This window comes from Duganella sp. SG902 (assembly GCF_013376005.1).
In the GTDB taxonomy this organism is placed as follows: Bacteria; Pseudomonadota; Gammaproteobacteria; order Burkholderiales; family Burkholderiaceae_D; genus Rugamonas.
Map to the genome: position 1 here is coordinate 60122 of NZ_JABMJK010000018.1, position 24443 is coordinate 84564.

The following is a 24443-nucleotide window of genomic DNA, read 5'->3' on the forward strand; positions in this document are numbered from 1 at the left end:
CGAAGGCCGGAATCCATAGAACGTCAGCGCTAACGCAGCGCATCCGTTCTATGGATTCCGGCCTTCGCCGGAACGACGGGTACGGGGAATTGGCGGGTGTTTGTTGCCCAGTTCCCTGCATGGCCGGAAGGCAATCTTAACGATAATGGTTCCAAAGCACTCACCAAGGACCACCATGCTGAACGAACGCGAGATTGAAAGCTGCTACCTGGGACAATTCATCCCAGTCCACTACCATCACAATATGCTGATGGACCAGAACCGCATGCACGGCTTCAAGTCGGCCATCGACTATGCCGTCAAGCCGGGCGCCAGGGTGCTGGAGCTTGGCGGCGGCACCGGCGTGCTGTCGTGGTTCGCGGCGGCCAAGGCGGCCAAGGTGTATTGCGTCGAGTTCAACCCGGACATGGTCAAGGAAGCCCGCAAGTTCCTCACCAAAAACCCGCATGGCGACAAAGTGGAAGTGGTCCACGCCGACGCCTTCGAATACCTGCCGCCGGAGCCGGTCGATGTGGTGATCTGCGAAATGATCCACGTCGGCATGCTGCGCGAGAAGCAGGTGGAGGTGATCGAATCGTTCAAGCGCCGCTACGCCGAACGCTTTGGCGGCCCGCTGCCGGTGTTCCTGCCGGAAGCGGTCATCATGGCGGTGCAGCCGCTGCAGCAGGAATACGATTTCGAGGGCTTTTACGCGCCCATCGTGCAATTCCAGGAAACCACGGTGATCTATCCCGGCACGGTGGAGATGGCGCCGCCGGCCGTGTACAGCATCATCGACTTCAACCAGCCGAACGACCTGATCTACACCTGGCAGGGCAAGTTCGTGGTCGAAAAGAATGGCGAAATCAACGCCATGCGCTTCGTCACCAAGAACATCCTGGCCGTGGTGCAGGAGCGTTCCACCACCATCGACTGGCTCAATCACTACATGACGCTGCCGCTGGCGACGCCGGTCAAGGCGCGCGAGGGCGATGTGCTCCAGGTCAGCTTCCAGTACCGCGCGGGCGGCTCGATCCCTTCGCTGCAAGCGTCGCTGAAAGCAGACATTTTGTATGAAGCCGTCATGCAACAGGCACAGCAAACAGCCGTCTTCGCTTAAAATCCTGCCTTTTAAGCGAGAAACGTATGACCGGGATCGACCAGCGATATCTGATTCAGCAAAACAAGGTCGCCGACGGCGAAACCAAGCCGCCGGTGTTTGCCAAGGTCATGCGCAGCAAGGATGGCGTGTTCGAAGGGGTGTCCTTCATCAAGTCCAAGGACAAGGCTTCGGTGCTGACCATCGAGCAGGCGAACGAAGCCATCGCCTGGGCCAACAAGAAAAAGCCCAACGCCAAGGAATACGTCACCAAGATTATCTGCGTAGGCCAGTAATCAACGCGTATAAGACGACGATTGCGGAGCCCGGTCCTGATTTGCCGGGTTGATGTTTTGCTGGTCAATGCGGCCGCGCGCGTCCTGCAGCCCGGCGTTGCGCTCCACATCCTGCATGACCACGGCGTTGGCGATCGTCCATTCCCTGAACACTGTGCCGGCCGCCGGTTGCGTGCGCATCTCGGCCAGCAGCTCGGCCTGTCCCACGCCGGCCGCCACCTTATCCAGCCACGTTTTCGCCCACGCCGCCATTTCCGGCGCGCGGATGTTGTGTGCCATCAGCTTGAGGGCGTTGCGGGCACGGGCGTTGTCACCGGCGTAGGCGTAGGCCAGCGCGGCCGAACGGGCCAGGGTGTTGACTTCGCGCGCGTTGCGGAAGGCGGCGATGGCCGCTTGCAGCGTGGCCTCGTCCGGCGCGGCGCCCGATTGCAGGCCAAGCTGATATAACGCGTACGCGGCTTCGGTCGACGTGGGGTCGAGTTCCAGCGCGCGTTGCAGGCTGGCGCGCGCGGCGTCCGGCCGCGACAGGCGCAGATACGCCTGGCCGAGCAGGTAGGCCGCCTCGGCGTCCGGCTTTTTGGCGGCGGCGCTCAGGTAGGGCAGCGCGTCCTGCGGATTGCCCCAGTCCACCTGGGCGCGGCTCAGCACGCGCTGCGCGTAGTCATTCGATGGATATTGCGCGGCCGCGCTGGCGGCGCGGCGCAGCAGCGCTTCGCCTTCCTTGCGGGCCGGGCAGGACTTGAGCGCCGCTTCGACCAGCACGAATTCGCCCGACGATTGCGGCAGGCTCTTGAATTCCATGGTCGCCAGCGGCAGGTCCGGCACGTCCACCAGCAATACCTTCACCGCCTGCAGGCGGTAGCGCCACAATGTGTTGCCGAGATCCGCCAGCTTGATGCCGTAAGCCTGCTCGAACGCCTGCGTGATCGGCACGTCGCGGTACACCGCGCTCAGATAGTTGACCATGCGTTTGCGGTTATCCTCGGTGGACAGCATGTAATGCGTGAGCACCCACGAGCGGGCGGCGAATTCCAGCTTGATGCCAGCCGTCGAGCCGTAGTTCACGCCGCGCGAGTCGTTTTGCTCCAGTATGTCCTTGTAATCGAGGCTGTAGCGCCGGCCGTTGTCCAGGAAGGCCAGGTAGCGGCCGACGTTGAGCGGCGTTTTGCCGATCGACATCTGGGTGTCGGTGAAGCGCGCGCTGGCGAAGTAGTGGGCCAGGCCCTCGATGAACGAGATCGGCGCGCGGATGTCCGTGTAGCGGTAGATGAAGTGGCGGGTATAGGCCTCGTACAGGTAGGACAGGCCTTCGTCGCTGGTATCGAGCCGCGCGCCAAAACCCTGCACGCCGGCGCTGCAGCTGTTGTACAGGCCGATGGCGTTGGCCGGCTGGCTCAGCGCCAGGGCGTTCAGGGCCACCGCGCCGTCATGGTAGTAGAACGTCAGCTTGGGCTCGGCGCCGTTGGCCTTGAGGAAGGGCTGGGTGTAAATCCGCAGCATGAAGTCCAGCCGCTCCAGCTGATTGAGCAGCACGGCCACGTCGTCATTGCTGGTGTTGGAATACACCACGAAGTGCTGGCTCTCGACGCGGAACCATTCGGAGGCGTTGCGCTGGCCCGCCACCACCACGCTGGGCGCCGTTGGCGCTTCCTGCTGCGCGTGTGCATTCATCAGGCTGGCGCTACCCAGCAATATCGCGGCGTACCAAGGTTTTAGCATGATTTTTCCGTTTGTCCCCGAAAACCGGCGATTGATCGCCGATATCTGCAGCTGGTCGCACGGTAATTGCACCCGGACCGCCGCTCTATTAAAGTGACATTATAGATAATAAATCAATCGTATCGGGAGCTTCTCATGCTGAGTTTCATTCTTTGGCTAGGCTTGTTGTTCCTTTGTTGGCCGCTGGCCTTGCTGGCGCTGGTGCTGTATCCGCTGCTGTGGCTGATCACCCTGCCATTCCGCCTGATCGGCATCGGCGTGGAGGGGGTGTTTGAGCTGCTGCGCGCCATCGTCATGCTGCCGGCGCGCATCCTGGGTGGCAGCCCGCGTTAGAAATCGACCAGGAATCCGGCGCCCACGGATTTCTGCGAATAGTTGTAGTCGATCAGGCTTTGGCCGTAGCCGCTGAAGCCCTGCACATATCCTTTCAGATTGGCGGCCAGCGGGAAGGCCCAGCCCACCTTGAGCGCGCCGTGGCGCGTGCTGAAGTTGCGCCGGCCCATCACCGACAGCTCGTGGCCGTCGAAGCGGTAGGTCGCGGTCAGGTCGCCATGGCCGAGGAAGTCGGTGATGTCGATGTTGTCGTTGTCCGAACGCGCGTTGTCGAGCCGCTTCCACAGGCGGAATGAGACGCCGAACTTGCCTTTTTCCGCTCCCACCTCCGCGTAAATCCGGTTCCAGCTGCGCGACAGCGTGGAGGTCTGGCCATTCGACTGGTGGTTCAGGCCCAGCGTCAGGTAGCGCACGTCCAGCACGCCCAGGTCCAGCGCCAGCGGCGTGGTCAGCATCAGCTCGGGCTGGTAGTTGGTTTCGCGGAAGGGGCTGGAGGCGGCGCGGTTGTAGGCTTGCCAGAAGCTGTTCTGGGTGTAGCCGAACCACAGGTCGACCGGGGTGCTCATCAACTGCTCGATCAGCTTCATCTTGAAGCTGATCTGGTACGTCAATTCCACGTGCTTGGATTTGATGCCGGCGGGCGTAAAGTCCTGAAAAGGCGCATCATTGGAGCTGGTGCTGTAATTGGCGAGCAGCAGGTAGGTGTCTTTGTGCGGACGGAAGTTGAACACGCCGCGCTTAGCCGAGCGGTCCAGTTCCCACTCCTGCACCATGCGCGAGACCGTGTCCTCGGGCGGGATGGTGGTCAGCGCGGCGACCTTGGCCGGCACCTGCGGCGCGGGCGGCGGCGCGGCCGGCTGGGTGCGGGCTGGTTCGCTGCCGGCGGCCGGGGCCGCGATGGCGTTGTCGCCGGCCGCCTGCACCGCCGGCGTGGTCTTGGCCAGGCCGTCGTAGCAGGCCAGGCGGGCGCTGGCGTCTCCCAGCACGGCGCAGCGTTCCAGCCGCAGTTCCAGGTCGGAGGCCTGCGCCAAAGCCAGAGCCGGGGCCATGCCTAAAGATAGGAAGAGGATGTTTTTCGCTTGCAATTGCATACCATTGGTCCCAAATAGGTAGAGTTAGGCAAGAGGTTACATTAGTTGCCATTAATCATGTCGCACACTAAGGAGATTGTGATGACCCGCAAGACCCCCATCGAGCGTTACCGCAACATCGGCATCAGCGCCCACATCGACGCTGGCAAGACCACGACCACGGAACGCATCCTGTTTTATACCGGCGTCAACCATAAGATCGGCGAAGTGCACAATGGCGCCGCCACCATGGACTGGATGGAGCAGGAGCAGGAACGCGGGATCACCATCACCTCGGCCGCCACCACCGCCTTCTGGAAGGGCATGGCCGGGAACTTCGCCGAGCACCGCATCAACATCATCGACACGCCGGGCCACGTCGACTTCACGATTGAAGTCGAGCGCTCGATGCGCGTGCTCGATGGCGCGGTGATGGTGTACGACGCCGTCGGCGGCGTGCAGCCGCAATCGGAAACCGTGTGGCGCCAGGCGAATAAATACCACGTGCCGCGCATCGCCTTCATCAACAAGATGGACCGGGTGGGCGCGGACTTCTTCCGCGTGCGCGAGCAGATCGCCAACCGCCTGAAAGGCGTGGCGGTTCCGATCCAGATCCCGCTAGGCGCCGAGGACAACTTCCACGGCGTGGTGGACCTGGTCAAAATGCGCGCGATTAACTGGGACGACGAGACGCTGGGCGTCAAGTTCACCTATGAGGACATCCCGGCCAACCTGCAAGGGCTGGCGCAGGAATGGCGCGACAAGATGGTGGAAGCCGCCGCCGAGGGCACGCCCGAGCTGCTGGAAAAATACCTGGACGGCGGCACGCTGACGGAGGACGAGATCAAGACCGGCCTGCGCCTGCGCACCATCCGCAACGAGATCGTGCCGATGCTGGCCGGCAGCGCCTTCAAGAACCGCGGCGTGCAGGCCATGCTGGACGCGGTGATCGAGTATCTGCCGTCGCCGGTGGACGTGCCGGCGATCGCCGGTCACGACGAGGATGACAAGCCGATCGAGCGCCATCCGACCGACAGCGACCCGTTCTCCGCGCTGGCGTTCAAGATCATGACCGATCCGTTCGTCGGCCAGCTGACCTTCTTCCGCGTGTATTCGGGCGTGGTGAACTCCGGCGACACGGTGTACAACCCGACCAAGGCGCAGAAGGAGCGGCTGGGCCGCATCCTGCAGATGCACGCGAATGAGCGCAAGGAGATCAAGGAGGTCTACGCCGGCGATATCGCGGCGGCCGTGGGGCTGAAGGGCGTGACCACTGGCGACACCTTAAGCTCGCCGGATCACGTGATCGTGCTGGAAAAGATGATCTTCCCCGAGCCGGTGATCTCGCAGGCGGTGGAGCCGAAGACCAAGGCCGACCAGGAGAAGATGGGCATCGCCCTGAACCGCCTGGCGCAGGAGGACCCGTCGTTCCGCGTGCATACGGACGAGGAATCGGGCCAGACCATCATGTCCGGCATGGGCGAGCTGCATCTGGAGATCCTGGTGGACCGCATGCGGCGCGAGTTTGGTGTGGAGGCGACGGTCGGCAAGCCGCAGGTGGCCTACCGCGAAACCATCACGAAGACCGCGACCGACGTCGAGGGCAAGTTCGTCAAGCAGTCCGGCGGGCGCGGCCAGTACGGCCACGTGGTATTGACGCTGGAACCGCTGGAGGCGGGCGGCAAGGGCTATGAGTTTGTGGACGCCATCAAGGGCGGCGTGGTGCCGCGCGAGTTTATCCCGGCGGTCGACAAGGGCATCCAGGAGACCTTGCGCGCCGGCGTGCTGGCGGGGTATCCGGTGGTGGACGTGCGCGCCACGCTGACGTTTGGCTCGTACCACGATGTGGACTCGAACGAGAACGCCTTCCGCATGGCCGGCTCGATGGCCTTCAAGGAGGGCATGAAGCGCGCGGGCCCGGTGTTGCTGGAGCCGGTGATGCAGGTGGAAGTCGAGACGCCGGAAGAGTTCATGGGCAACGCCATGGGCGACCTGACGGCGCGGCGCGGCATGGTGCAGGGCATGGACGAGATTCCGGGTGGCGGCGGCAAGATCATCCGGGCCTCGGTGCCGCTGGCCGAGATGTTCGGCTACTCGACCACCCTGCGTTCACTGACGCAGGGCCGAGCCACCTACACCATGGAGTTCAAGCACTACGCCGAGGTGCCCAAGCACATCCTCGACCAGATCGCGGTGACCAAGGCGCGTAATTAAAACGCCTTCAGCTTGAGCTGCACGGAGATGCCGCCGTACAGGCGGTCCTTGTAGCTCGGGATGATGGCGACGTTGACGCCCACGCGTTCGTATTCGTAGCTGAGGGTTGGAATGGCGGCGGGGAACCAGCCGCCATTCCGCATTTTGGGGTAGCCGTCGAACGCGCCGAGCACCGCGCCGATGCGCACCGGTCCGATTTTCCACGGCTGGTAATAGGCGCCGATGTAGTTGGAGTAGGCGCGGTCGCTGTTGTAGAAGCGCCCGGCCGTGACCGAGGCCACGCTGTTGAAGCGCCACTCGGCGCCGATGCCGCCGTTGGCGCCGTTCAGGTCTTTGTCGCGCTGGAAGTGCCAGGTGTAGAAGCCGCCGTTCAGCCATACTTCGTTCAGGGGCGCGGGGGCTATGGTCTCGGCGAAGGCCGCGCCGGACAGGCCTGCCAGCAGCAGCGCGCCGGCGATACGTGTACTTTTCATCATCCGAAGCTTCTTTCTTCTTCCAGGTTGGGGACGCTGGATTATAGCCGTGTATGATGATGGCATGAAGCTACCAACCTTGATTTTGCTGGCGCTCACCGTCAACGCCCACGCCAGCGAATGGCGCGGCCTTGTGGACCTGCGCGCGGTCGATTCCGACGCCGGCCGCGGTTTCCTGGACAGCGGCCTGGCCAAGACCCGTTATGACGAGAACTCGCCGCGCCTGAGCATCGGCCAGGCCGTGCTGCGCGGCGACGTTGACCTGAGCGACAGCATCAGCGGCACGCTGGAGTTGAGCGCGGACCAGCAGCATCGCGGCGTGGTCGACGTGCGCGAGGCCTTCCTGAGCTGGAGCCCGGTGCCGGACGGCGCCTGGAAAACCCGCGTACGCGCCGGCTTCTTCTTCGCGCCGACCAGCGTGGAAATCGATTACGACAGCATGGGCTGGGTGCCGAAGCACACCATCTCCAGTTCCGCCATCAACAGCTGGATCGGCGAGGAACTGCGCACCAACGGCGTGGAATGGAGCGCGCGCCGGCTGGGCCGGTACAGTGGCGCGCCCTACGATGTGGGTGTACTGGCCGCCGTTTACACCGGCAACGACCCCACCGGTACACTGCTCGCATGGCGCGGCTGGTCGATCAGCGACCGCATCGCCGGCCGTTTCGACACGCTGAAGCTGGCCGATTTGCCGGTGTACCGCCGCAGCGGAGAAATCCCTCGCCAGTGGCGCGACATTCATCCTTTCCGCGAGGTGGACGGCAAGCTGGGTTACTACCTGGGCGCCAACCTGAACTTCGGCTCGCGGCTGGAACTGGCGGCACTGCGCTACGATAATCGCGGCGACCCGCTGGTGGTCAAGGATTGGCAGTACAGCTGGCGCACGCGCTTCGACCATGTCAGCGCGGTGTGGCGTCCGCAAGGCCAATGGAAACTGGCCATGCAGGCCATGCGTGGCGACACGCTGATGGGGCCGGACGCGGTGTCGCTCGATTTCAGCTCGTGGTTTGCGCTCGTCAGCCATCCGCTGGGGCCCGGAACGGCGGCGCTGCGCTACGATCGTTTCCGCACTCGTGAGCATGACCTGCTGCCCTCGGACCCGAATAACGAAACCGGTTACGGCGTGGCGCTGGCCTACGACTGGCCGCTGGCCGAGACCCTGTCGCTGATGACCGAGGCGCTGCTGGTGCGCAGCGACCGTTCGGCGCGTGTGTTGATCGGCGAGCCACCACTGCAAAAGGAACGCAGCCTCACCGTGTCGCTGCGCTGGCGGTTTTAAATGCTGATGCGCCAGCCACGCTTGTAGGCGTAGGCCATGGCGATCCAGAACACGGCCGTGAAGGCGGCGGCGAACGCCATCGACGCGAACTCCTGCCCGAACAATGGCGCCAGCGGCGCGCGGAACGCGTGTTCGTAGAGCGGCCCCATGGCGCCGCTGGCAGCCAGCGCGCACGCCGCCAGCCAGGAGCCGGCGTAGGCGGTGATGGCGTTCACGCCCATGGAGCGGCCCAATGGCGGCCAGCCGCGCACGTCGATCAATTGATAGGCCAGGGCGACCGCCAGCATGCCGAAGCCGCCGGTCCACAAAACGAACGACGAGGTCCACAACTGCTTATTCAACGGCAGCGCCAGCGACCATGCGGCGCCGATCAGCATCGCCGTCGCGCCACCCGCGGCCAGCGCGCCGATGCGGCCCTTGCGCAGCCAGTCGCCCGCGCGCATGCCGAGGATGACGGTGCCGAGCGAGGGCAAGGTACTTACTATGCCTTCCGGTTCGTGCGCCAGACCGGTGGCGGCGTCCCATTGGTAGGACAGGGCGCCCAGCACCGCGGTGTCGATGCGGTCCGCCAGATTCAGATTGGGCTCGACGCCACCGCCGCCGGCCAGCAGGGCCCAGTAGCCCAGCAGTATGGCGCCAAGCGCGGTCCACTGCGTGCGGGCGCCGCGCAGGTAGATGGCCATCATGCCGGCGAGCGCGAAGCAGATGCCAATGCGCTGCAGGACGCCAAGCAGGCGGAAACCATGGCCGCCCATGGTCAACAGCGAGATCGCGTTCAGCGCCACGCCAAGCAGCACGATGCGGGCGCCGCGCAGCAGGACTGCGCGCGCCATCGGCCCGGGCGCCGCGCCGGCATCGAGCTGGCGGCCCAGCGCCAGTTGCAGCGACATGCCAACAATCAGCATGAAAACCGGGAAGATAAAGTCGGCCGGAGTGCAGCCATGCCACGGTGCGTGCTCGAGCCAGGGATAGATGTGGGACCAGTCGCCGGCATCGTTCACCAGCAGCATGGCGGCAACGGTCAGGCCGCGCACGGCATCGACAGAATTGATACGCATAGTATTTTTACATTGTTGTCTCCATGGCGAACGGTAGCACAGCATCCCTCGTTAGAGAGGTGTTTTAACTGGCTTCAAGTAGTAAAGTTTCATCCAGTTTCATAATCTGCCAGAGGAGCTTGAATGGAAGTCAATAAAAAAGAAATCAGCGTGGCCGCGCGACTAGGGACCGGCTTTGGCATTATCTTGGCAATGATGCTGGTGCTGTCGGTGCTGAGCGTGTTCAAGGTGAACGCCATCGACAACAGCCTGCTGCACATCAGCGAGGTGAATAACGTCAAGCAGCGCTACGCGATCAATTTTCGCGGCAGCGTGCATGACCGCGCCATCGCGCTGCGCGACGTGACGCTGGTCAGCGACGCCGAGCTGTCCAGCGTGACGGCCTTGATCGACAAGCTGGATACCGAATACCAGCTGTCCGCCAAGCCGCTGGACGCCTTGTTCAGCGACGCCAAGGCGAAAATCCTGCCGCGGGAGCGCGACTGGCTGGAGAAGATCAAGCAAAGCGAGGCCCGGACCACGCCGCTGATCAGGAAGATTATCGACGCGCGGCGCGCCGGCGACATCGAGGGCGCGCGCAAGATGATGCTGGAGCAGGCCAAGCCGGCTTTCGTCGATTGGCTGGCCAGCATCAACGGCTTTATCGACCAGGAGGAAGACATGACCGAGGCCGAATCGGCCCTGGCGCGTCATGGCGCGCATAACTTCCAATCGTTGGCGCTGGCCGCGGTGGCGATCGCCATCGCCATCGGTGTGGTGGTGGCGTGGCGTGTGACGCGGTATCTGCTGCGCGCGCTGGGCGCCGAGCCGGCGGAGGTGAAGGCGCTGGCCAACGCGGTCGATCGCGGCGAGCTGTATCACGAGGTGGAACCGCGCGGGCGGGACCAAGACAGCATCATGGCGGTGCTGGTGAAGATGAGCCGCAACCTGCGCACCACGGTGACCGAGGTGCACGAGGCGGCGGTGGCAGTGAGCAGCATCAGCGATCAGATCTCCGAACAGAACCAGCATTTGTCGAGCCGCACCGAGGATCAGGCCAGCTCGCTGGAGGAAACCGCGTCCGCCATGGAGGAACTGACCGCCACCGTCAAACAGAACGCCGACAGCGCGCGCGACGCCAACACGCTGGCGCAGAACGCGTCCGACATCGCCAGCAAAGGCGGCGAGATTGTCGGCGAGGTGGTGCAGACCATGAACTCGATCGATGAATCCTCACGCAAGATCGAGGAGATTATCAGTGTGATCGATGGTATCGCGTTCCAGACCAATATCCTGGCCTTGAACGCGGCGGTGGAAGCCGCGCGCGCCGGCGAGCAGGGACGCGGCTTCGCGGTGGTGGCGACCGAGGTGCGCAATCTGGCGCAGCGCAGCTCCACCGCCGCGCGCGAGGTGAAATCGCTGATCGACGAATCGGTGGCCAAGATCCACGCCGGCACTCAGCTGGTGGAACACGCTGGTAGTACAATGCGTGACATTGTCGACAGCGTCAAACAGGTGAGTGATATGGTGGGAGCGATTACGCTGGCCAGCGATGAGCAGCGCCAGGGCATCGAGGAAGTCAACCGCGCGATTTCGCAGATGGACCAGGTGACGCAGCAAAACGCCGCGCTGGTCGAACACGCGGCCGGCGAAGTGGAGGTGCTGCAGGACCAGGCGGCGCAGCTGAATCACGCGGTCAGCGTGTTCAAGACTCAGCGCGATGGCTGGCACGGCGCGTCCGCGTTGGCGAGTGCGGCGCCGGCGGGCGGCGTGCGCGCCACGGCCGGCCTGCTGCCGGCGCCCGTTGGAGCCTGACGATGGGGGAAATCCTGCTCAAGCAGTCGGAGCCCGAGCGCCTGCGGGCGCTCCAGCAACTGGGCATCCTGAATACCAACACCAGCGAGTATTTCGACGGCATCACCAGGCTGGCGATGGAGATGTACGGCGTGGCCGGCTCCTACATCTCACTGCTGGACAGCGACCGCCAGTGGCTCAAGTCCACCGTGGGTTTCTGTCCGCCGAACACGCAGCGCGACCAGACCTTCTGCACCTACACCATCCAGCAAGCCAGCGTGCTGGTGGTGGAGGACACGCTGCTGGACGAACGTTTCGTCAACAACTCCATGGTCACCGGACCGCAAGCCGTGCGCTTCTACGCCGGCGCGCCGCTGATCACGCACGACGGTTATGCGATCGGCGCGCTGTGCCTGATCGATACCCGGCCGCGCAGCCTGACCGCCGCCGAGAAGGATAGGCTGACGACGCTGGCCGGCATGGTCATGGCCCACATCACGCTGGGCCGCGCGGTCGGCCATGTGGATGCGGTGAGCGGCATGCCGAACAAGTACCAGCTGTTTGAAGACCTGACCGCGCAAGCGCGCGATCACGCCGGCCAGCGGCGCGTGCTGGCGGACATCGACATGCCCGACGCCGCCAAGGCCTTTGAGATCATCCGTGTGCTGGGCGTGGCGGTGTACGACGATCTGGTACGTGAAGTCGGCGCCCGCCTGGTGCGATTGTTCGAGGGCAGGGCGCATGTGTATCACCTGACCGACGCGCGCTTCGCGGTTCTCTCAAGGGATGAGGAGACCGAACGCTTCATCGAGTACCTGCACAGCCTTGAGCCGGAGTTGCTGGCGCCTTTCAACAGCCTGAATATCCCGATGGTGCTGCCCAGCTTCGGCGGCATCGTGGTGTTCGACCTGTGCGCCCATTCGGCCAAGGACGCGCCGCGCAAGGCCGCTTCCGCCATCAACCTGTCGCTGGTCAACCAGCGGCGCTGGAGCCTTTACAGCAATACCGAAGACGAAAAACAGAAGCGCGCCTTCCGCTTGCTGAACGACGTGCGTCATGCCATCGCCAACGACCATTTCGAGCTGGTGTACCAGCCCAAGCACGAACTGGGCAGCGGCGCCTGCCTGGCCGCCGAGGCGCTGCTGCGCTGGGCCCATCCGGAACTGGGGCCGGTGTCGCCGGCGGAGTTCATTCCGCTGATCGAGAAGACGGCGCTGATCGGACCCTTGAGCCACTGGGTGATACGCACGGCCATCAGGCAAATCGCGGAATGGCATGCGGCGGGCAATTCGATCAAGGTGGCGATCAACCTGTCGGCGTACAACTTCGAGGAGCCGGATATCGTCGAACGCCTGGCGGCCACCTGCCGCGAGTTTGACGTCGATCCGCGCTACGTGGAAATCGAGTGCACCGAGGGCATCTGGATGGAAGGTCCCGGCATCCTGAAAGCGCTGCACGGCATCCGCGACCTGGGCATGAGCCTCGCGCTGGACGATTTCGGCACCGGCTACAGCAACTTCGCGTATCTGCAGAAGGTGCCGGCCACTGTGGTGAAGGTGGACCAATCGTTGATACGCAACGTCGACGCCAACCCGCGCGATCAACGCATCGTGCGTTCGCTGATCGGGCTTGCGCGCGAGCTGGATTACCTGGTGGTGGCCGAAGGCGTGGAGACCGAGCAGTCGCTGGGCCTGATCCGCGACTGGGGCTGCGACCTGGCGCAAGGCTATCACTTCGCTAAGCCGCTGAGCGCCGCCGCCTTCCTCGCGCACGCCATCCAGTACAGGGAAAGTCATACGGCGATAGCAGCCTGAGGATAGCAATTTGGCACTATAATTCAGGCCATGAAAACTTCATTGCGCCTGATACCCCTGATCCTGCTGCTGGCCGGCTGCCAGTCCCACATGCAGCGCGTGGCCGACTGCAAGGTCGGTGACTGGAACGCCATCGGCCACAAGGACGGCTTGCTCGGCGAGCCTGCCAACTATGCCGAGCGCAAGGACTTTTGCGACGACCACGCCGACAAGCCGGCGGCGACGGGTGCCGCCACGCGCTATGCGACCGGTTGGGCGCAAGGGAACTGGGACTTGTGGTACACCCGTGGCGGCACGGATGGCAAGGCCGGCGCGCAAGCGCAGTACGAGCGTCATGCCGCCAGCGAGGACGTGCGCAAGCACAAGACGCCGCTTAATCCCGCCGCCTACGACGCCGGCTGGCTGGCTGGGAATTCCGACTACTGGCGCGGCGTCGGCCTGCGCGAAGGCGCCGCCGGCCAGGCGCTGACACAAAAGGAAGCCAATCGTGGCAAGGCGGCCGCCGCGCAGCTGCGGTTTGACGATCAGGCTTACACCAACGGCTGGCGCGCCGGCAATCGCACCTTCTGGTCGGACGCCGGCGCCAACGATGCCCGCAACGGCATTCCTGACAGCGAGTTCCGCAACCGCGCGGCCGCCGCGCGCAGCGCCGGCGTCGACGTGCAGGAAGATTCCTACCGCGCCGCGTGGAATGCGGAAATCGTCAACTACTGGCGCAATCTCGGTACGCAGGACGCCACCAGCGGCAAGGAATTTGGCACGCGTGGCCGCGAAGCCAAGGCCAAGGGGCTGAAAATCCATGAGCGCGAATACCGCGAAGCGTGGGAAGCGCGCCTGCTCACGTACTGGCGCGACACCGGCGCGGCCGACGGCTATGGCCATCCCTTCATGCTGGAGCAGCGCATCAGCAATGCGAGCCGCGATGGCGTGTTCGTCATTCCAGGCACGCAGGATGCGTACACCAACGCATGGCGGGCGGAGAACGCGCGCTACTGCACGCCGGACAATGCCTTTGAGCGCGGCCGCGCGAATAGCGGCATGGCGGTGGAGGTTTGCGCCCCGGCGCTGCAAAACCAGTTGAAGCACGCCTATGTGAGCGGTCAGGATTTCGAGATCGCCGCGGCCAAGCACCGCCAGGCGGTGGACGAGGCCAATGAACTGGCCAGTCGGGTGCGCGATGCGCGCGGACGCCTGGGAAGACTGGAACGCGAGATTCGCGCCAATCTGGAACAGAAAGACCGTCCCGTCAACGACGAAACGGCCAAGCAGGACCGGCGCCGCGAACAGGAGCGGCGCGAGTTGAACGATTACCTGCAGCGGCTTGAACGCCAGCTGGACGATGCCCGCCGTTGGGTGGATCGCCATGACCAGCAAATGCAACGCCTGCGCCGCGAGATCTATTAGAGCCCGTTCAGTTGCACTTTTTTCGATGGTAAATGAGAGTGATTTGCATTACCATTGGAGCCTAAGTACAGTAACTGGATAACAAAATGACACCAATCAACGTCCGCCGCTGGGCATGGGTACACAAGTGGAGCAGCCTGGTCTGCACCGTGTTCATGCTGCTGTTGTGTGTGACCGGGCTGCCGCTGATCTATCACCACGAGATCGACCACGCGCTGGGCAACGCCATCGAGGCGCCAGCCATGCCGGCCGACACGCCGAAGGCCAGCCTGGATGACGTGATCGCCGCCGGCAAGTCGCTGTATCCGAACAAGGTGGCGATGTACCTGTCGCAGGAGGCGGACGAACCGGCGATCTGGTACCTGACCATGGGTGACAATCCGACCGACGAGAAATTCAAGTCGATCGCGGTCGATGCGCGCACCGCCAAGGTGCTGGGCGAGCCCTCGTTCGAGGGCAGCTTCCTGGGCGTGATGTTCCACCTGCACGTGGACTTGTACGCGGGCCTGTGGGGCAAGCTGTTCCTCGGTTTCATGGGGCTGCTGCTGGTGATCGCGATTATCTCGGGCGTGGTGTTGTACGCGCCGTTCATGCGCAAGCTCGATTTCGGCGAGGTGCGGCGCGAGCGTGGTCCGCGCGTGAAGTGGCTGGACCTGCACAATATGCTGGGCATCGTCACGCTGACCTGGGCGTTCGTGGTTGGCGCCACCGGCATGATCAACACCTGGGCGGACCTGATGCTGAAGTACTGGCAGGCCACCGAAATGGCGGAGATGGTGGCGCCTTACAAAGGCATGCCGGCGCCAACGCAACTGGGTTCGATGCAGAAATCGCTGGAGCATGCGGTGGCGGTCGAACCGGGCATGAAGATCGGCTTCGTGGCTTTCCCGGGTACGCCGTTTACCAGCCCTCACCACTACGGTATTTTCATGCGCGGGGACGAAGCGCTGACGTCGCGCCTGTACAAGCCGGTGTTGATCGACGCGCAAACCACCGAGATCACGGATCGCCGCGAGTTGCCGTGGTATCTCACCGGTCTGTTGATTTCGCAGCCGCTGCACTTCGGTGACTATGGCGGCGCGTGGATGCAGTTCCTGTGGGCGGCGCTGGATGTGATAACGATTTTTGTGCTGGGCAGCGGCCTGTATCTGTGGCTCAAGCGCGGCGCGCCGGCGCCGGCGCGGACTGCGGCCGCCGTCAAGGAAGAGGCGCTGGAGGCGACGGCATGAACGGTCCATTCATGCGCATGTGGGGCGCGCCGATCGCGCTGGCCATCCTGACCGTCATCGGACTGCTGTCGGCGCTGGTCGGTGATGGCGTCTGGGATCATGTATCCGCCGTCGCACTCGGCGTGCCGGTGCTGCTGTGCTGCTGGTATGGCTTGCGGCGGCGCACAAAAAACGATTGATTTATTTGCATGGGTTGATATGATTTCCATGCTGCCTACAAGGAGATCGCATGGAAGTATCACATCCGCACTACGATAGACTGATTGCCGCGGCGCGGCACGCAGGGCCGGTGACCGTGGCGGTTGCCCATCCATGCGACCGCAATGCGTTGGAGGGCGCGCTCGATGCGGCCAAAATCGGCATCATCAAGCCGATATTGGTGGGACCGCGCGAGCGTATCCGCCAGGCGGCCGAGGCGGCGCGGCTGGACATTTCCGCGCTGCCGCTGATCGACACGGAGCACAGTCACGCTTCGGCCGCGAAGGCGGTGGAGCTGGTGCGCGCAGGGCAGGCGTCCGCGCTGATGAAGGGTAGCCTGCACACCGATGAACTGATGGGCGCCGTGGTGGACACCGCCACCGGCCTGCGCACCGCGCGCCGGCTTAGCCATTGTTTTGTGATGGACGTGCCGGGCCGCGCCGAGCCGCTGATTATCACCGACGCCGCCGTCAATATCATTCCCACTTTGAACGACAAGGTCGATATCGTGCAAAACGCGATCGATCTGGCGCGCGTGTTGCGCTTCGATCCCGTCAAGGTGGCGATACTGGCCGCCGTGGAGACGGTCAGCGCCAAAATGCCTTCCACCATCGACGCCGCCGCGCTGTGCAAGATGGCCGATCGCGGCCAGATTACCGGCGCATTGATCGATGGTCCGCTGGCGATGGACAACGCCATCGATCCGGAGGCGGCGGCTATCAAGCACCTGGTGTCGCCGGTGGCCGGCCAGGCCAATGTGCTGGTGGCGCCCGACCTGGAGGCTGGCAATATGCTGGCCAAGAGCCTGACCTTCATGGCCGGCGCCAGCGCGGCCGGCATCGTGCTTGGCGCGCGTGTACCGGTGATCCTCACCAGCCGTGCGGATACTGTACAGGCACGGTTGGCGTCGTGTGCGGTGGCTGTACTGGTGGCGCACAGTGCCGGAGGCTGACGGCATGCGGGCCAACGACAGCATCATCGTGATTAACGCCGGCTCGTCCAGCATCAAGTTCTCGATGTTCAGCGGCCCGGCGCTGGCACTGACCCTGCGCGGCAAGATAGAGAACCTGTACAGCGGCGTGGCGCGCTTCATCGCGCAGGACGCGGACGGCTGTACAGTTGGCGAGCGTGATTGGCGGGATGGGCAGCTCGATCACGAGGGCGGCATGCGGTTCCTGTTCGATTTCGCCCAGACGCATCTCGCCGGACACCGCGTGGTGGCGGTCGGCCACCGGATTGTGCACGGCGGCGTGGCGCACAGCGGGCCAGAGCTGCTGGATGCGGCGTTGGTGGACGAGCTGGAGAAGCTGGTGCCGTTGGCGCCGCTGCATCTGCCGCGTAATCTGGCGCCGGTGCGCTCGCTGCTGGCGATGGCGCCGCATGTGCCGCAAATCGGCTGCTTTGATACCGCTTTCCACGTTGGCCAGCCGGAGGAGGCGCAAGCCTTCGCGCTGCCGGCGCGGATTACCGGTCTGGGTGTGCGTCGCTACGGCTTTCACGGTTTGTCTTACGAATACATTGCCAGCGTGCTGCCGCAGGCGGACCCGGCGCTCACGCACGCCAAGGTGGTGGCCGCCCATCTAGGCAACGGCGCCAGCATGTGCGCCATGCGGGCCGGGCGCAGCGTGGCCAGCACCATGGGCTTCACCGCGGTCGATGGCCTGCCGATGGGGACCCGCTGCGGCGCGCTCGATCCAGGCGTGGTGCTCTATCTGATGCAGGAGCTCGGCATGGACGTGGCTGCGGTGCAGAAGCTGATGTACCAGGAGTCCGGGTTGTTGGGTGTGTCCGGCATTTCGTCGGACATGCGCACGCTCGAGCGGAGCGACGATCCGCGCGCGAAGGCGGCGATCGCCTTGATGGTGTACCGCATCGGCCGCGAGCTCGGCTCGCTGGCGGCGGCGCTGGGCGGGTTGGACGCGCTGGTGTTCTCGGGCGGGATAGGTGAAAACAGCGCCAGCCTGCGGGCGGCGGTCTGCCGTGATGCCGCGTGGCTGGGCGTCGCGTTGGACGAGGCGGCCAACGCGGCCCCGGCGCCAGGGATAACGCGCATCAGTTCGGCCGACAGCAAGGTGGCTGTGTGGTTGGTGCCGGCCAACGAGGAGTTGATGATCGCGCGTCACGCGCTGGAACTGGTGGAGGCGGCATGAGCACGGAAACCGTGTATCCGATTTTGACTGGCAAGCGTGCGTTGGTGGTTGGCGTGGCCAACGAGCACTCGATCGCGTGGGGCTGCGCGCTGGCGTTCCGCAAGCTGGGCGCCGACGTGGTGCTGACCTATTTGAACGACAAGGCTCGTCCACATGTGGCGCCGCTGGCGGAACAGATCGACGCGCAATTGCTGCCGCTGGACGTCACCCAGCCTGGGCAAATGGAGGCGGTGTTTGGCGCGCTGGGCAAGCTGGATATTTTGGTTCATTCCATCGCCTTCGCGCCCAAGGCTGACCTGCAGGGCGGACTGCTGGATTGTTCGCTGGAAGGCTTTCTGCAGGCGATGGACGTTTCCTGCCATTCCTTCATCCGCATGGCGCGCCTGGCGGCGCCGCTGATGAGCGAGGGTGGCTGCATGTTCGCCATGAGTTACCACGGCGCGGATAAAGTGGTCCCCAACTACAACGTGATGGGGCCGGTGAAAGCCGCGTTGGAAGCGGCTTGTCGGTATCTGGCCTATGAAGTGGGTCCGAAGGATATCCGCGTGCACGCCATCTCGCCGGGGCCGTTGCAGACGCGTGCCGCTTCCGGCCTGAAGGATTTCGACCATTTGCTGTCCGACGCCGTCGCGCGCGCGCCGCTGGGCGAGCTGGTGGATATTATCGACGTGGGCAACACCTGCGCTTATCTGGCTTCACCGTACGCGCGGCGGCTGACCGGCAGCACCGTGTATGTCGACGGCGGCCTCAACATCATCGCCTGAAAGGAATCTCCGATGCAGCTCATCCTCCGCGGCTTGCACGGCGACGACAGCGAGGAAAGCGTGACCAGGGAGCTGGCCCCTTATCTGCACGTCACGCATGTCGAGATGGTGCGCCAGGGCATGGATGACAATCCCTGGGCGCTGGTGGAGGTGGCCGATCCTTACGAACGGGTGTGGAATGTCTGCAACCAGCTGCGTGGCGTGTTCCATCGCGGCAAACCGCTGCATCTGCACATCGCGCTGCATCAGGAGCCGGACGTCAGTTAGCCCAGGAAAATTCCTTCGGCAGCGCCTGCCAGCGTTGTTCGTAGTTGTCGCTCCACAGACGGCGTGGCGCGACATCCTTGCGCGGCAACGCCAGCGACAGGATGCGGTGGTTGTCGCGGTAAATCAGTTCGGCCGCATCCAGCGCGGCGATGGTCGCCTCCATGTCCGCCAGTTGCGGCAAATCCTTGGCGAGCGCTTCGGCGGTGCGCGGCCGTTCGGCCGCCAGCATGACGGCGGTGGCGTCGGCGTCCAGCTGATGCAGGCGTGGCGTCGCGTATCGCTGGTCGTCCAGCCGCATGCGGCCTTGGCCGTCCAGCTCGTAAAGCAGGCTGGGCTCGCGTTCGCAGTAGGTGGCCTTCCATGCGCCGCACAGGCGATCGATGTCGCGGTACAGCCGCGACAGGCGCGGCGGCGGTTCGAACGACGAGTCAAAAATATAGCAGTAGCGGTCCAGGTCGAAGCCGGATTGCCGCAGGTAGGATGGCGAGAAAATCAGGTCGTACGAGGGCTCGTGGCCGGTCGGGCGCAGGGCGAAGCGCTGCGGCTCAGTTTGCATTGGCGCGTAGCGCGTGACCAGCATGCGGGTGCGGTTGGCGGGCGGCGCCAGGTGTGCCAGGCGGGGCAGCTGCAGCACCATCCGGGCATAGGCGTCGACGTCGTCATCTGGCAGGCCGAACAGCAGGTTGTACAGAATGACGATGCCATGGCGCCGGCCCAGCAGCAACAGGTGGACGTTTTGTATGCCCGACACGCCCTTGTCCATGCGCTTGAGCGCGGGCGTGGAGAACGACTCGATGCCGGGCTGGACCTCGACAAAACCGGCGGCGGCCAGCAGCCGGGCTTGCACACCGGTGATGTTGGCCTTGAGCTCGCACTTGATGTGGTAGGGCGCGCCCAGCGCCGCCAGCCGGGGCAGCAGGGTGGCGTAGTATTGCTGCGGCATGATGTAGTCGGCGAAACGGAAGCCGTGCGAGCCGTAGCGCCGGCTTAGCCGGTCGAGCGTGGCCAGCACGGCGTCGGCGCCGCGCGCCCGGTATTGCAGGTCGTCGTCGTGGATGCCGCAGAATACGCAGTGGTGCGCCGCGCCCCACCAGCAGCCGCGTGAGTTTTCAACCGGCAGGCGGTCGATCAGGATGTCGATCCGGCTGGTATCGCGCAGCCGGCGCAGGTCGGCGAAGAAATCGTCGAAGTTGGGATCCGGCAGCGCGTTCATGTCCACCAGCGGGGCCGGTGGCGTACGCGCGACCTGGCCGGCCGCGTCGCGATACAGCAGGTTGGGCACACGCTGGAAGTCGCGTGGCAGGCGGACCGAGGCGTGCGCCAGCTCCACGATGCATGGCTCGCCCTCGCCGGTGCACACGCAGTCTATCCACGGGAAGGCCTTCAGCAGCATGCTGCCGGTGGGCTCGCGCACGGCGTAGCCGCCCAGCGCGATGAGCAGGTCCGGACGTGCCTGTCTCAGGCGGGCGGCGATCGCCGCCGAAGCAATGGTCTGGTCGAACATGCAGGTGAAGCCCACCATGGTGGGCCGCCATGCGAGCATGTCGTCCGCGTGCGCTTGCACCCAGGCCGGCACCACATGCTCTCGCAAATGAAGGATATGCGACGCCACGCCGGGTATGCCGCCGTACCGCCGATGGTCGATGCGCTCGTCGGCAATGAGCTCCGCGCACTTGCGCCACAGCAGCCGGCGCTGGGCCGGCGTGACCACGGGGTCGAGGATGCCGCTGAAGAGGAAGTCGTTCAAGCCATACACGTCGGCCAGCGCGTCGTAGGTGTCGCCGCGCAGCCAGTCCAGCGCGAACAGGTTCAGGTGCAGCACGCGGCTGGCGACGCCGTGCCGGTCCAGCACCGCGCGCAACAGGCCGAGGCCGAGACTGGGCTCGTTCAGCGAGGTCCACGGCGGACTGACCAGCAGCACGCGCGGCGACGGTGCGGCCGGCGCCGCCTTCCGCGCCGGCGGCGCCATGGCCAGCGGCCGGTGAATGGGGATCACGCGTTGGTGCATGATGCGCGCCGTTAGAATTTCGGCTGGCCCGAGCGATCCTCGATAATCCCGCCCGGCCGCAAGGTGAGCAGCACGCCGACGATGATGACCACGTCGGTCACCACCTCCGGCGTGCTGACCGGCCCGCCCGTGATGGCCGCGCTGCCGAGTATGCGGTCGATGGCGTCGACGCTCAGCTTGGCGCCCAGCGATTCCGCCACGGCGGCCGGCTGCGCGGTCCAGCGGTCGATGAAGCGGCCGTCGGCGGCGACCTTGTGGTACAGCTCAACCACTTCCCGGCTCACCGGGTCCGTGATGCTTTCCAACTGCGAGGGCGCGACCTGCCGCAGGCTGGCCGCCGCATGTTCGGACAGGCGGAAGCCGAGCTTTTCCGCTGTGGCGTTGGGGTCTTCAAACACGTCCGCCGTCGCCACGCCGGCCGCGCTGGCGGCGCCGAGGAAGTTGCTGACTTCGGCGGTGAGCTGGTTGTGCTGGCTCAGGTCCGGCAGCGATGGCGAGCCCACCGTGGGCCACGGCAGCGGACGCGGCGGCGCCCCGGTCGAGCCGCAAATGAAACCGTCGTCATACTCGAGATACACCAGCGCGTCCTCGCCGGCCAGCGGCCCGACCGCCGCCTCCACGCGCTCGATGGCGAGGTTGGACACGCGGGTGAGCAGGGCGTTCAGTTCCTGCCCCATGTGCTCGTCGAGCGCCTCGTCCTGCGCCGAGCGCAGCAGGTTGGCGACGCCGCGCAGCTGCGCCAGGATGGCCGGCGCCAGTGGCGGCAGGGTGTGCACGCCGGTGGCGTCCAGATACAGACCGCCGGCGTCGCCGCCGTCCAGCAGGATCAGTCGTGCCGACTGTTCTTCCATGTTTGCCGTATTCATGATGTGCTCCTAGATCAGGGACTGATGCTGAAGATCGACCCGGCGCGCGGATCGCAGATTGATGTGCTGCTGTGGCGGCACGTGCAGCACGCGCAGTTGCGCCGCGTCGCGCCCGTGGTGGTTGCGCGCCAGTTGCAGCGCCTCGCTTTCGAGTTCGTCCGGCGTGGGGACCGGCGCGCCGGGCAGCGCCATGACGGAGTGGGTATGCACGATATTGCCGGTGCTGGCGTCATACACCACGCAAGTGCTGAGATCGCCCTGTGTCTGCTTCATGATGCGCTCCTAGTCAAATGCCATCACTGTGGCGGTGGCCACGCCGGTGCGGAACAGCGCATCGAGCTGGAAGGTGATGTCCACGCAGTCGGCCATCCACAGCATGCTGGGTTCGGCGCCGGTCTCGAAGCCATTGCCGCCGAAACCCTGGTCGTCGAATTTGCTCCAGCGCAGGATGTAGGCCGACAGGCGGCTGGGCGGCAGGATTTCGGTCGGCACGTCGCCGCCGGGGATGCCGAAGGACGCGCCTTCCTCGATATCGCGCGCGAGCGAGATGTGCGTGTAGACGCTCTTGGGCGCGGGCAGGCGCAAGGTGAAGGTGGCGCTCACTTGTGGCGCCGCCAGGTGCGCGCTGGCGAATAGCCAGACGCCGATGACGTTCTCAGCCAATAACATGACGGCCTCCATTCCGGTGTAGCAGCGGAGGCCATCTTCGCAGGGAGATTCCTGCTCAGGTTTGAGAAAAATCAAACGCGCGCGTGGATGAACGCGGGCAATGATTGAGCCAGGTTAACGCGCTTTTTCAGCAAGGAAGGCGTGAATTTGCGACACCACGGCCGCGCCTTCGCCGACGGCGGCCGCCACCCGTTTGGTGGAATTGGCGCGCACGTCGCCGATCGCAAACACGCCGGGCACGCTGGTCTCCAGCGCCGCCCGCGCGACGCCGTCGCGGACGTCGAACCCCGTCCGGATGAAGCCCTTGTCGTCGACCTGTACACCGCAATCACCCAGCCAGCCAGTGTTAGGGTCGGCGCCGATGAACAGGAATACACGGCAGATGTCATAGTCCTTTTCCAGCGAGGTGCGATTGTCGCGCACGCGCACTTGCTGCAAGCCTTCCTCGTCCGAGCCTTCCAGCGCGACGATTTCCGATTCGGTATGCAGTTCGATATTGGGCGTGGCGGCGATGCGGTCGATCAGGTAGCTGGACATGGTGGAAGCCAGGCTGTCCTTGCGGATCAGGATGTGCACCTTGGCCGCGTGGGCGGACAAGTACACCGCCGCCTGGCCGGCCGAATTGCCGCCGCCGACCAGGATCACTTCCTCGGATGCGCACAAACCGGCTTCCAGCGGGGAGGCCCAGTAGTACACGCCCTTGCCTTCGAACTGCCGGAGATTGGCCAGCGAGGGGCGGCGATAGCGCGCGCCGCACGACAGCACCACTGTACGGGCCTGCAAGTGCGTCAGGCTGCCGCACATTTCCACCTGTATTGGATAGCTGTCGCACAGCAGGCGGCCCGCTGGCGCGGGGATCGCCATCTTCACGCCGAACTTCTGCGACTGCACGAAAGCCCGTCCGGCCAGCGCACCGCCAGAGATACCGGTCGGGAAGCCGAGATAGTTTTCGATACGCGCGCTTGCGGCAGCCTGGCCGCCGTAGGCGCGGGTCTCCAGCACCAGTACAGTTAAACCCTCGGACGCCGCGTACACCGCTGTGGCCAGTCCGGCCGGGCCGGCGCCGACCACGATCACGTCCCAGACATCGTCCGGGCTTAGTTCCGGCAGCGTGCCAAGACAGCGGCCCAGGTCGACCACGCTGGGGTTTTTCTTGACATCGCCGTTCGGGCACACGGCCAGCGGCCAGTCTTGCGCGTCCGGTTGATAGTGTTCGCACAGGGCGCGCGCCTGCTGGTCGCTGCGCGGATCGAGCACGCGGTGTGGCAAACCATTGCTGGACAACCAGCCCTGCAGGGCGTGCATGCGCGGATGGCCCGGCGTGGCCACCAGCACCAAACCGCCTTCCTTGTTTTCGATCTGTTCCACGCGGCGCAGGATGAAGGCGCGGACGATGCGCTCGCCCAGCTCAGCCTCCGCGACAATCAGCGCGCGCAGGCCTTCCACGGTCAGCATCAAGGCTTCCACGTCGCCGATGGCGTGGCCGTTGACCAGCGTGGGCGCGCCAGCCAATTGGCTGATTTCGCCGGCAAACTCGCCGGGACCGTGCTCGGTGATGATGGAGGAGTTACCCAGGCCGTCGTAGCGGCTGATGCGGATGCCGCCCTTCAGCACCACGTACATGCCGAAGTAGGTCAGGCCTGCCTCGAACAAACGCTCGCCATCGCGGAAGCACATCAGGGTGCCGAAGCGCTGGACGCGTTTGATCTCGGTCGCGTTTAACTTGGGCAGCGCCTGCGCGGTGCGGGTTTTGAAAGTGTCGTAGATGGCCATGGGCCATA

At 64.7% G+C, this 24443-nt stretch carries 23 protein-coding genes; 14 read left to right on the forward strand and 9 right to left on the reverse strand.

What is annotated here, in order from left to right:
• Window positions 1–175: 175 nt before the first annotated feature.
• The gene (locus FHW83_RS26550; protein ID WP_176649370.1) at window positions 176–1099 is read left to right on the forward strand and encodes a methyltransferase domain-containing protein; all 924 of its coding nucleotides are present in this window, start codon (window positions 176–178) and stop codon (window positions 1097–1099) included.
• 26 nt (window positions 1100–1125) lie between these two features.
• Window positions 1126–1374: a hypothetical protein gene (locus FHW83_RS26555; RefSeq protein ID WP_176649371.1), complete on the forward strand. Its 249-nt coding sequence runs from the start codon at window positions 1126–1128 to the stop codon at window positions 1372–1374.
• On the opposite strand, the gene FHW83_RS26560 is transcribed toward FHW83_RS26555, so the two are convergent.
• Window positions 1375–3093, reverse strand: a complete 1719-nt coding sequence (locus FHW83_RS26560) for a tetratricopeptide repeat protein (protein WP_176649372.1) — start codon at window positions 3091–3093, stop codon at window positions 1375–1377.
• Window positions 3094–3228: 135 nt separating this feature from the next.
• On the opposite strand from FHW83_RS26560, the gene FHW83_RS26565 reads away from it, so the two are divergent.
• Window positions 3229–3426, forward strand: coding sequence for a hypothetical protein (locus FHW83_RS26565; RefSeq protein WP_176649373.1), 198 nt, complete (start codon window positions 3229–3231; stop codon window positions 3424–3426).
• Here the strand turns inward: FHW83_RS26565 and FHW83_RS26570 are convergent.
• The gene (locus FHW83_RS26570) at window positions 3423–4475 is read right to left on the reverse strand and encodes a phospholipase A (RefSeq protein WP_176649374.1); all 1053 of its coding nucleotides are present in this window, start codon (window positions 4473–4475) and stop codon (window positions 3423–3425) included. The two genes, FHW83_RS26565 and FHW83_RS26570, sit on opposite strands and share 4 nt — an antisense overlap.
• Before the next feature lie 123 nt (window positions 4476–4598).
• Here FHW83_RS26570 and fusA point away from each other — a divergent pair, with 123 nt between their 5' ends.
• Window positions 4599–6710 carry an elongation factor G gene (gene fusA, locus FHW83_RS26575; protein ID WP_176649375.1) on the forward strand — a complete coding sequence of 704 codons (2112 nt, stop codon included), beginning with the start codon at window positions 4599–4601 and terminating at the stop codon, window positions 6708–6710.
• Here the strand turns inward: fusA and FHW83_RS26580 are convergent.
• Window positions 6707–7186 (reverse strand): hypothetical protein, encoded by a 480-nt coding sequence (locus tag FHW83_RS26580; protein ID WP_176649376.1) that lies wholly within the window; start codon window positions 7184–7186, stop codon window positions 6707–6709. The genes fusA and FHW83_RS26580 overlap by 4 nt on opposite strands.
• A 61-nt stretch (window positions 7187–7247) precedes the next feature.
• On the opposite strand from FHW83_RS26580, the gene FHW83_RS26585 reads away from it, so the two are divergent.
• Window positions 7248–8462 carry a hypothetical protein gene (locus FHW83_RS26585; RefSeq protein ID WP_176649377.1) on the forward strand — a complete coding sequence of 405 codons (1215 nt, stop codon included), beginning with the start codon at window positions 7248–7250 and terminating at the stop codon, window positions 8460–8462.
• On the opposite strand, the gene FHW83_RS26590 is transcribed toward FHW83_RS26585, so the two are convergent.
• Window positions 8459–9520, reverse strand: a complete 1062-nt coding sequence (locus FHW83_RS26590; protein ID WP_176649378.1) for an acyltransferase family protein — start codon at window positions 9518–9520, stop codon at window positions 8459–8461. The two genes, FHW83_RS26585 and FHW83_RS26590, sit on opposite strands and share 4 nt — an antisense overlap.
• Window positions 9521–9643: 123 nt before the next feature.
• Here FHW83_RS26590 and FHW83_RS26595 point away from each other — a divergent pair, with 123 nt between their 5' ends.
• The 9 genes from FHW83_RS26595 (at window position 9644) to FHW83_RS26635 (ending at window position 19119) form a co-directional block, all read left to right on the forward strand.
• Complete coding sequence (locus FHW83_RS26595; protein WP_176649379.1) at window positions 9644–11314, forward strand: methyl-accepting chemotaxis protein; 1671 nt, start codon at window positions 9644–9646, stop codon at window positions 11312–11314.
• Window positions 11315–11316: 2 nt separating this feature from the next.
• Window positions 11317–13107 (forward strand): EAL domain-containing protein, encoded by a 1791-nt coding sequence (locus tag FHW83_RS26600; RefSeq protein ID WP_229224374.1) that lies wholly within the window; start codon window positions 11317–11319, stop codon window positions 13105–13107.
• A gap of 30 nt (window positions 13108–13137) precedes the next feature.
• Window positions 13138–14511 (forward strand): DUF2799 domain-containing protein, encoded by a 1374-nt coding sequence (locus FHW83_RS26605; RefSeq protein ID WP_176649380.1) that lies wholly within the window; start codon window positions 13138–13140, stop codon window positions 14509–14511.
• Between the two features lie 86 nt (window positions 14512–14597).
• On the forward strand, window positions 14598–15740 hold the full coding sequence (locus FHW83_RS26610) for a PepSY domain-containing protein (RefSeq protein WP_176649381.1): 1143 nt from the start codon (window positions 14598–14600) through the stop codon (window positions 15738–15740).
• Entirely contained in the window at window positions 15737–15919 is a 183-nt protein-coding gene (locus FHW83_RS26615) for a hypothetical protein (protein WP_176649382.1), read from the forward strand. The genes FHW83_RS26610 and FHW83_RS26615 overlap by 4 nt, the downstream gene beginning before the upstream one ends.
• Before the next feature lie 50 nt (window positions 15920–15969).
• On the forward strand, window positions 15970–16890 hold the full coding sequence (locus tag FHW83_RS26620; protein WP_176649383.1) for a phosphate acetyltransferase: 921 nt from the start codon (window positions 15970–15972) through the stop codon (window positions 16888–16890).
• A 4-nt stretch (window positions 16891–16894) separates the two neighbouring features.
• On the forward strand, window positions 16895–18088 hold the full coding sequence (locus tag FHW83_RS26625) for an acetate/propionate family kinase (RefSeq protein ID WP_176649384.1): 1194 nt from the start codon (window positions 16895–16897) through the stop codon (window positions 18086–18088).
• Window positions 18085–18852 (forward strand): enoyl-ACP reductase FabI, encoded by a 768-nt coding sequence (gene fabI, locus FHW83_RS26630; RefSeq protein ID WP_176649385.1) that lies wholly within the window; start codon window positions 18085–18087, stop codon window positions 18850–18852. Before FHW83_RS26625 ends, fabI begins: the two co-directional genes overlap by 4 nt.
• Window positions 18853–18864: 12 nt before the next feature.
• Window positions 18865–19119 (forward strand): RNA-binding protein, encoded by a 255-nt coding sequence (locus tag FHW83_RS26635; RefSeq protein ID WP_176649386.1) that lies wholly within the window; start codon window positions 18865–18867, stop codon window positions 19117–19119.
• On the opposite strand, the gene FHW83_RS26640 is transcribed toward FHW83_RS26635, so the two are convergent.
• From FHW83_RS26640 to FHW83_RS26660, 5 genes are all read right to left on the reverse strand, one after another.
• On the reverse strand, window positions 19112–21127 hold the full coding sequence (locus tag FHW83_RS26640; protein WP_176649387.1) for a RiPP maturation radical SAM C-methyltransferase: 2016 nt from the start codon (window positions 21125–21127) through the stop codon (window positions 19112–19114). The genes FHW83_RS26635 and FHW83_RS26640 overlap by 8 nt on opposite strands.
• 11 nt (window positions 21128–21138) lie before the next feature.
• Entirely contained in the window at window positions 21139–21993 is an 855-nt protein-coding gene (locus FHW83_RS26645; RefSeq protein WP_176649388.1) for a hypothetical protein, read from the reverse strand.
• A 9-nt stretch (window positions 21994–22002) separates the two neighbouring features.
• Entirely contained in the window at window positions 22003–22266 is a 264-nt protein-coding gene (locus tag FHW83_RS26650) for a hypothetical protein (protein WP_176649389.1), read from the reverse strand.
• Between the two features lie 9 nt (window positions 22267–22275).
• Window positions 22276–22662, reverse strand: coding sequence for a hypothetical protein (locus FHW83_RS26655; protein WP_176649390.1), 387 nt, complete (start codon window positions 22660–22662; stop codon window positions 22276–22278).
• A 114-nt stretch (window positions 22663–22776) separates the two neighbouring features.
• Window positions 22777–24435 (reverse strand): FAD-dependent oxidoreductase, encoded by a 1659-nt coding sequence (locus tag FHW83_RS26660; protein WP_176649391.1) that lies wholly within the window; start codon window positions 24433–24435, stop codon window positions 22777–22779.
• Window positions 24436–24443 lie beyond the last annotated feature (8 nt).

Excerpts from the sequence above, each read along its gene's own strand:
- FHW83_RS26620 (WP_176649383.1), top strand. The coding sequence starts at position 15,970 with ATGGAAGTATCACATCCGCACTACGATAGACTGATTGCCGCGGCGCGG.
- FHW83_RS26585 (WP_176649377.1), top strand. The coding sequence starts at position 7,248 with ATGAAGCTACCAACCTTGATTTTGCTGGCGCTCACCGTCAACGCCCAC.
- FHW83_RS26635 (WP_176649386.1), top strand. The coding sequence starts at position 18,865 with ATGCAGCTCATCCTCCGCGGCTTGCACGGCGACGACAGCGAGGAAAGC.
- FHW83_RS26610 (WP_176649381.1), top strand. The coding sequence starts at position 14,598 with ATGACACCAATCAACGTCCGCCGCTGGGCATGGGTACACAAGTGGAGC.
- FHW83_RS26660 (WP_176649391.1), bottom strand. The coding sequence starts at position 24,435 with ATGGCCATCTACGACACTTTCAAAACCCGCACCGCGCAGGCGCTGCCC.
- FHW83_RS26570 (WP_176649374.1), bottom strand. The coding sequence starts at position 4,475 with ATGGCCCCGGCTCTGGCTTTGGCGCAGGCCTCCGACCTGGAACTGCGG.
- FHW83_RS26590 (WP_176649378.1), bottom strand. The coding sequence starts at position 9,520 with ATGCGTATCAATTCTGTCGATGCCGTGCGCGGCCTGACCGTTGCCGCC.
- FHW83_RS26600 (WP_229224374.1), top strand. The coding sequence starts at position 11,317 with ATGGGGGAAATCCTGCTCAAGCAGTCGGAGCCCGAGCGCCTGCGGGCG.
- FHW83_RS26595 (WP_176649379.1), top strand. The coding sequence starts at position 9,644 with ATGGAAGTCAATAAAAAAGAAATCAGCGTGGCCGCGCGACTAGGGACC.
- FHW83_RS26645 (WP_176649388.1), bottom strand. The coding sequence starts at position 21,993 with ATGAATACGGCAAACATGGAAGAACAGTCGGCACGACTGATCCTGCTG.
- FHW83_RS26580 (WP_176649376.1), bottom strand. The coding sequence starts at position 7,186 with ATGATGAAAAGTACACGTATCGCCGGCGCGCTGCTGCTGGCAGGCCTG.
- FHW83_RS26555 (WP_176649371.1), top strand. The coding sequence starts at position 1,126 with ATGACCGGGATCGACCAGCGATATCTGATTCAGCAAAACAAGGTCGCC.
- FHW83_RS26640 (WP_176649387.1), bottom strand. The coding sequence starts at position 21,127 with ATGCACCAACGCGTGATCCCCATTCACCGGCCGCTGGCCATGGCGCCG.
- FHW83_RS26655 (WP_176649390.1), bottom strand. The coding sequence starts at position 22,662 with ATGTTATTGGCTGAGAACGTCATCGGCGTCTGGCTATTCGCCAGCGCG.
- fabI (WP_176649385.1), top strand. The coding sequence starts at position 18,085 with ATGAGCACGGAAACCGTGTATCCGATTTTGACTGGCAAGCGTGCGTTG.
- FHW83_RS26565 (WP_176649373.1), top strand. The coding sequence starts at position 3,229 with ATGCTGAGTTTCATTCTTTGGCTAGGCTTGTTGTTCCTTTGTTGGCCG.
- fusA (WP_176649375.1), top strand. The coding sequence starts at position 4,599 with ATGACCCGCAAGACCCCCATCGAGCGTTACCGCAACATCGGCATCAGC.
- FHW83_RS26615 (WP_176649382.1), top strand. The coding sequence starts at position 15,737 with ATGAACGGTCCATTCATGCGCATGTGGGGCGCGCCGATCGCGCTGGCC.
- FHW83_RS26650 (WP_176649389.1), bottom strand. The coding sequence starts at position 22,266 with ATGAAGCAGACACAGGGCGATCTCAGCACTTGCGTGGTGTATGACGCC.
- FHW83_RS26560 (WP_176649372.1), bottom strand. The coding sequence starts at position 3,093 with ATGCTAAAACCTTGGTACGCCGCGATATTGCTGGGTAGCGCCAGCCTG.
- FHW83_RS26625 (WP_176649384.1), top strand. The coding sequence starts at position 16,895 with ATGCGGGCCAACGACAGCATCATCGTGATTAACGCCGGCTCGTCCAGC.
- FHW83_RS26605 (WP_176649380.1), top strand. The coding sequence starts at position 13,138 with ATGAAAACTTCATTGCGCCTGATACCCCTGATCCTGCTGCTGGCCGGC.
- FHW83_RS26550 (WP_176649370.1), top strand. The coding sequence starts at position 176 with ATGCTGAACGAACGCGAGATTGAAAGCTGCTACCTGGGACAATTCATC.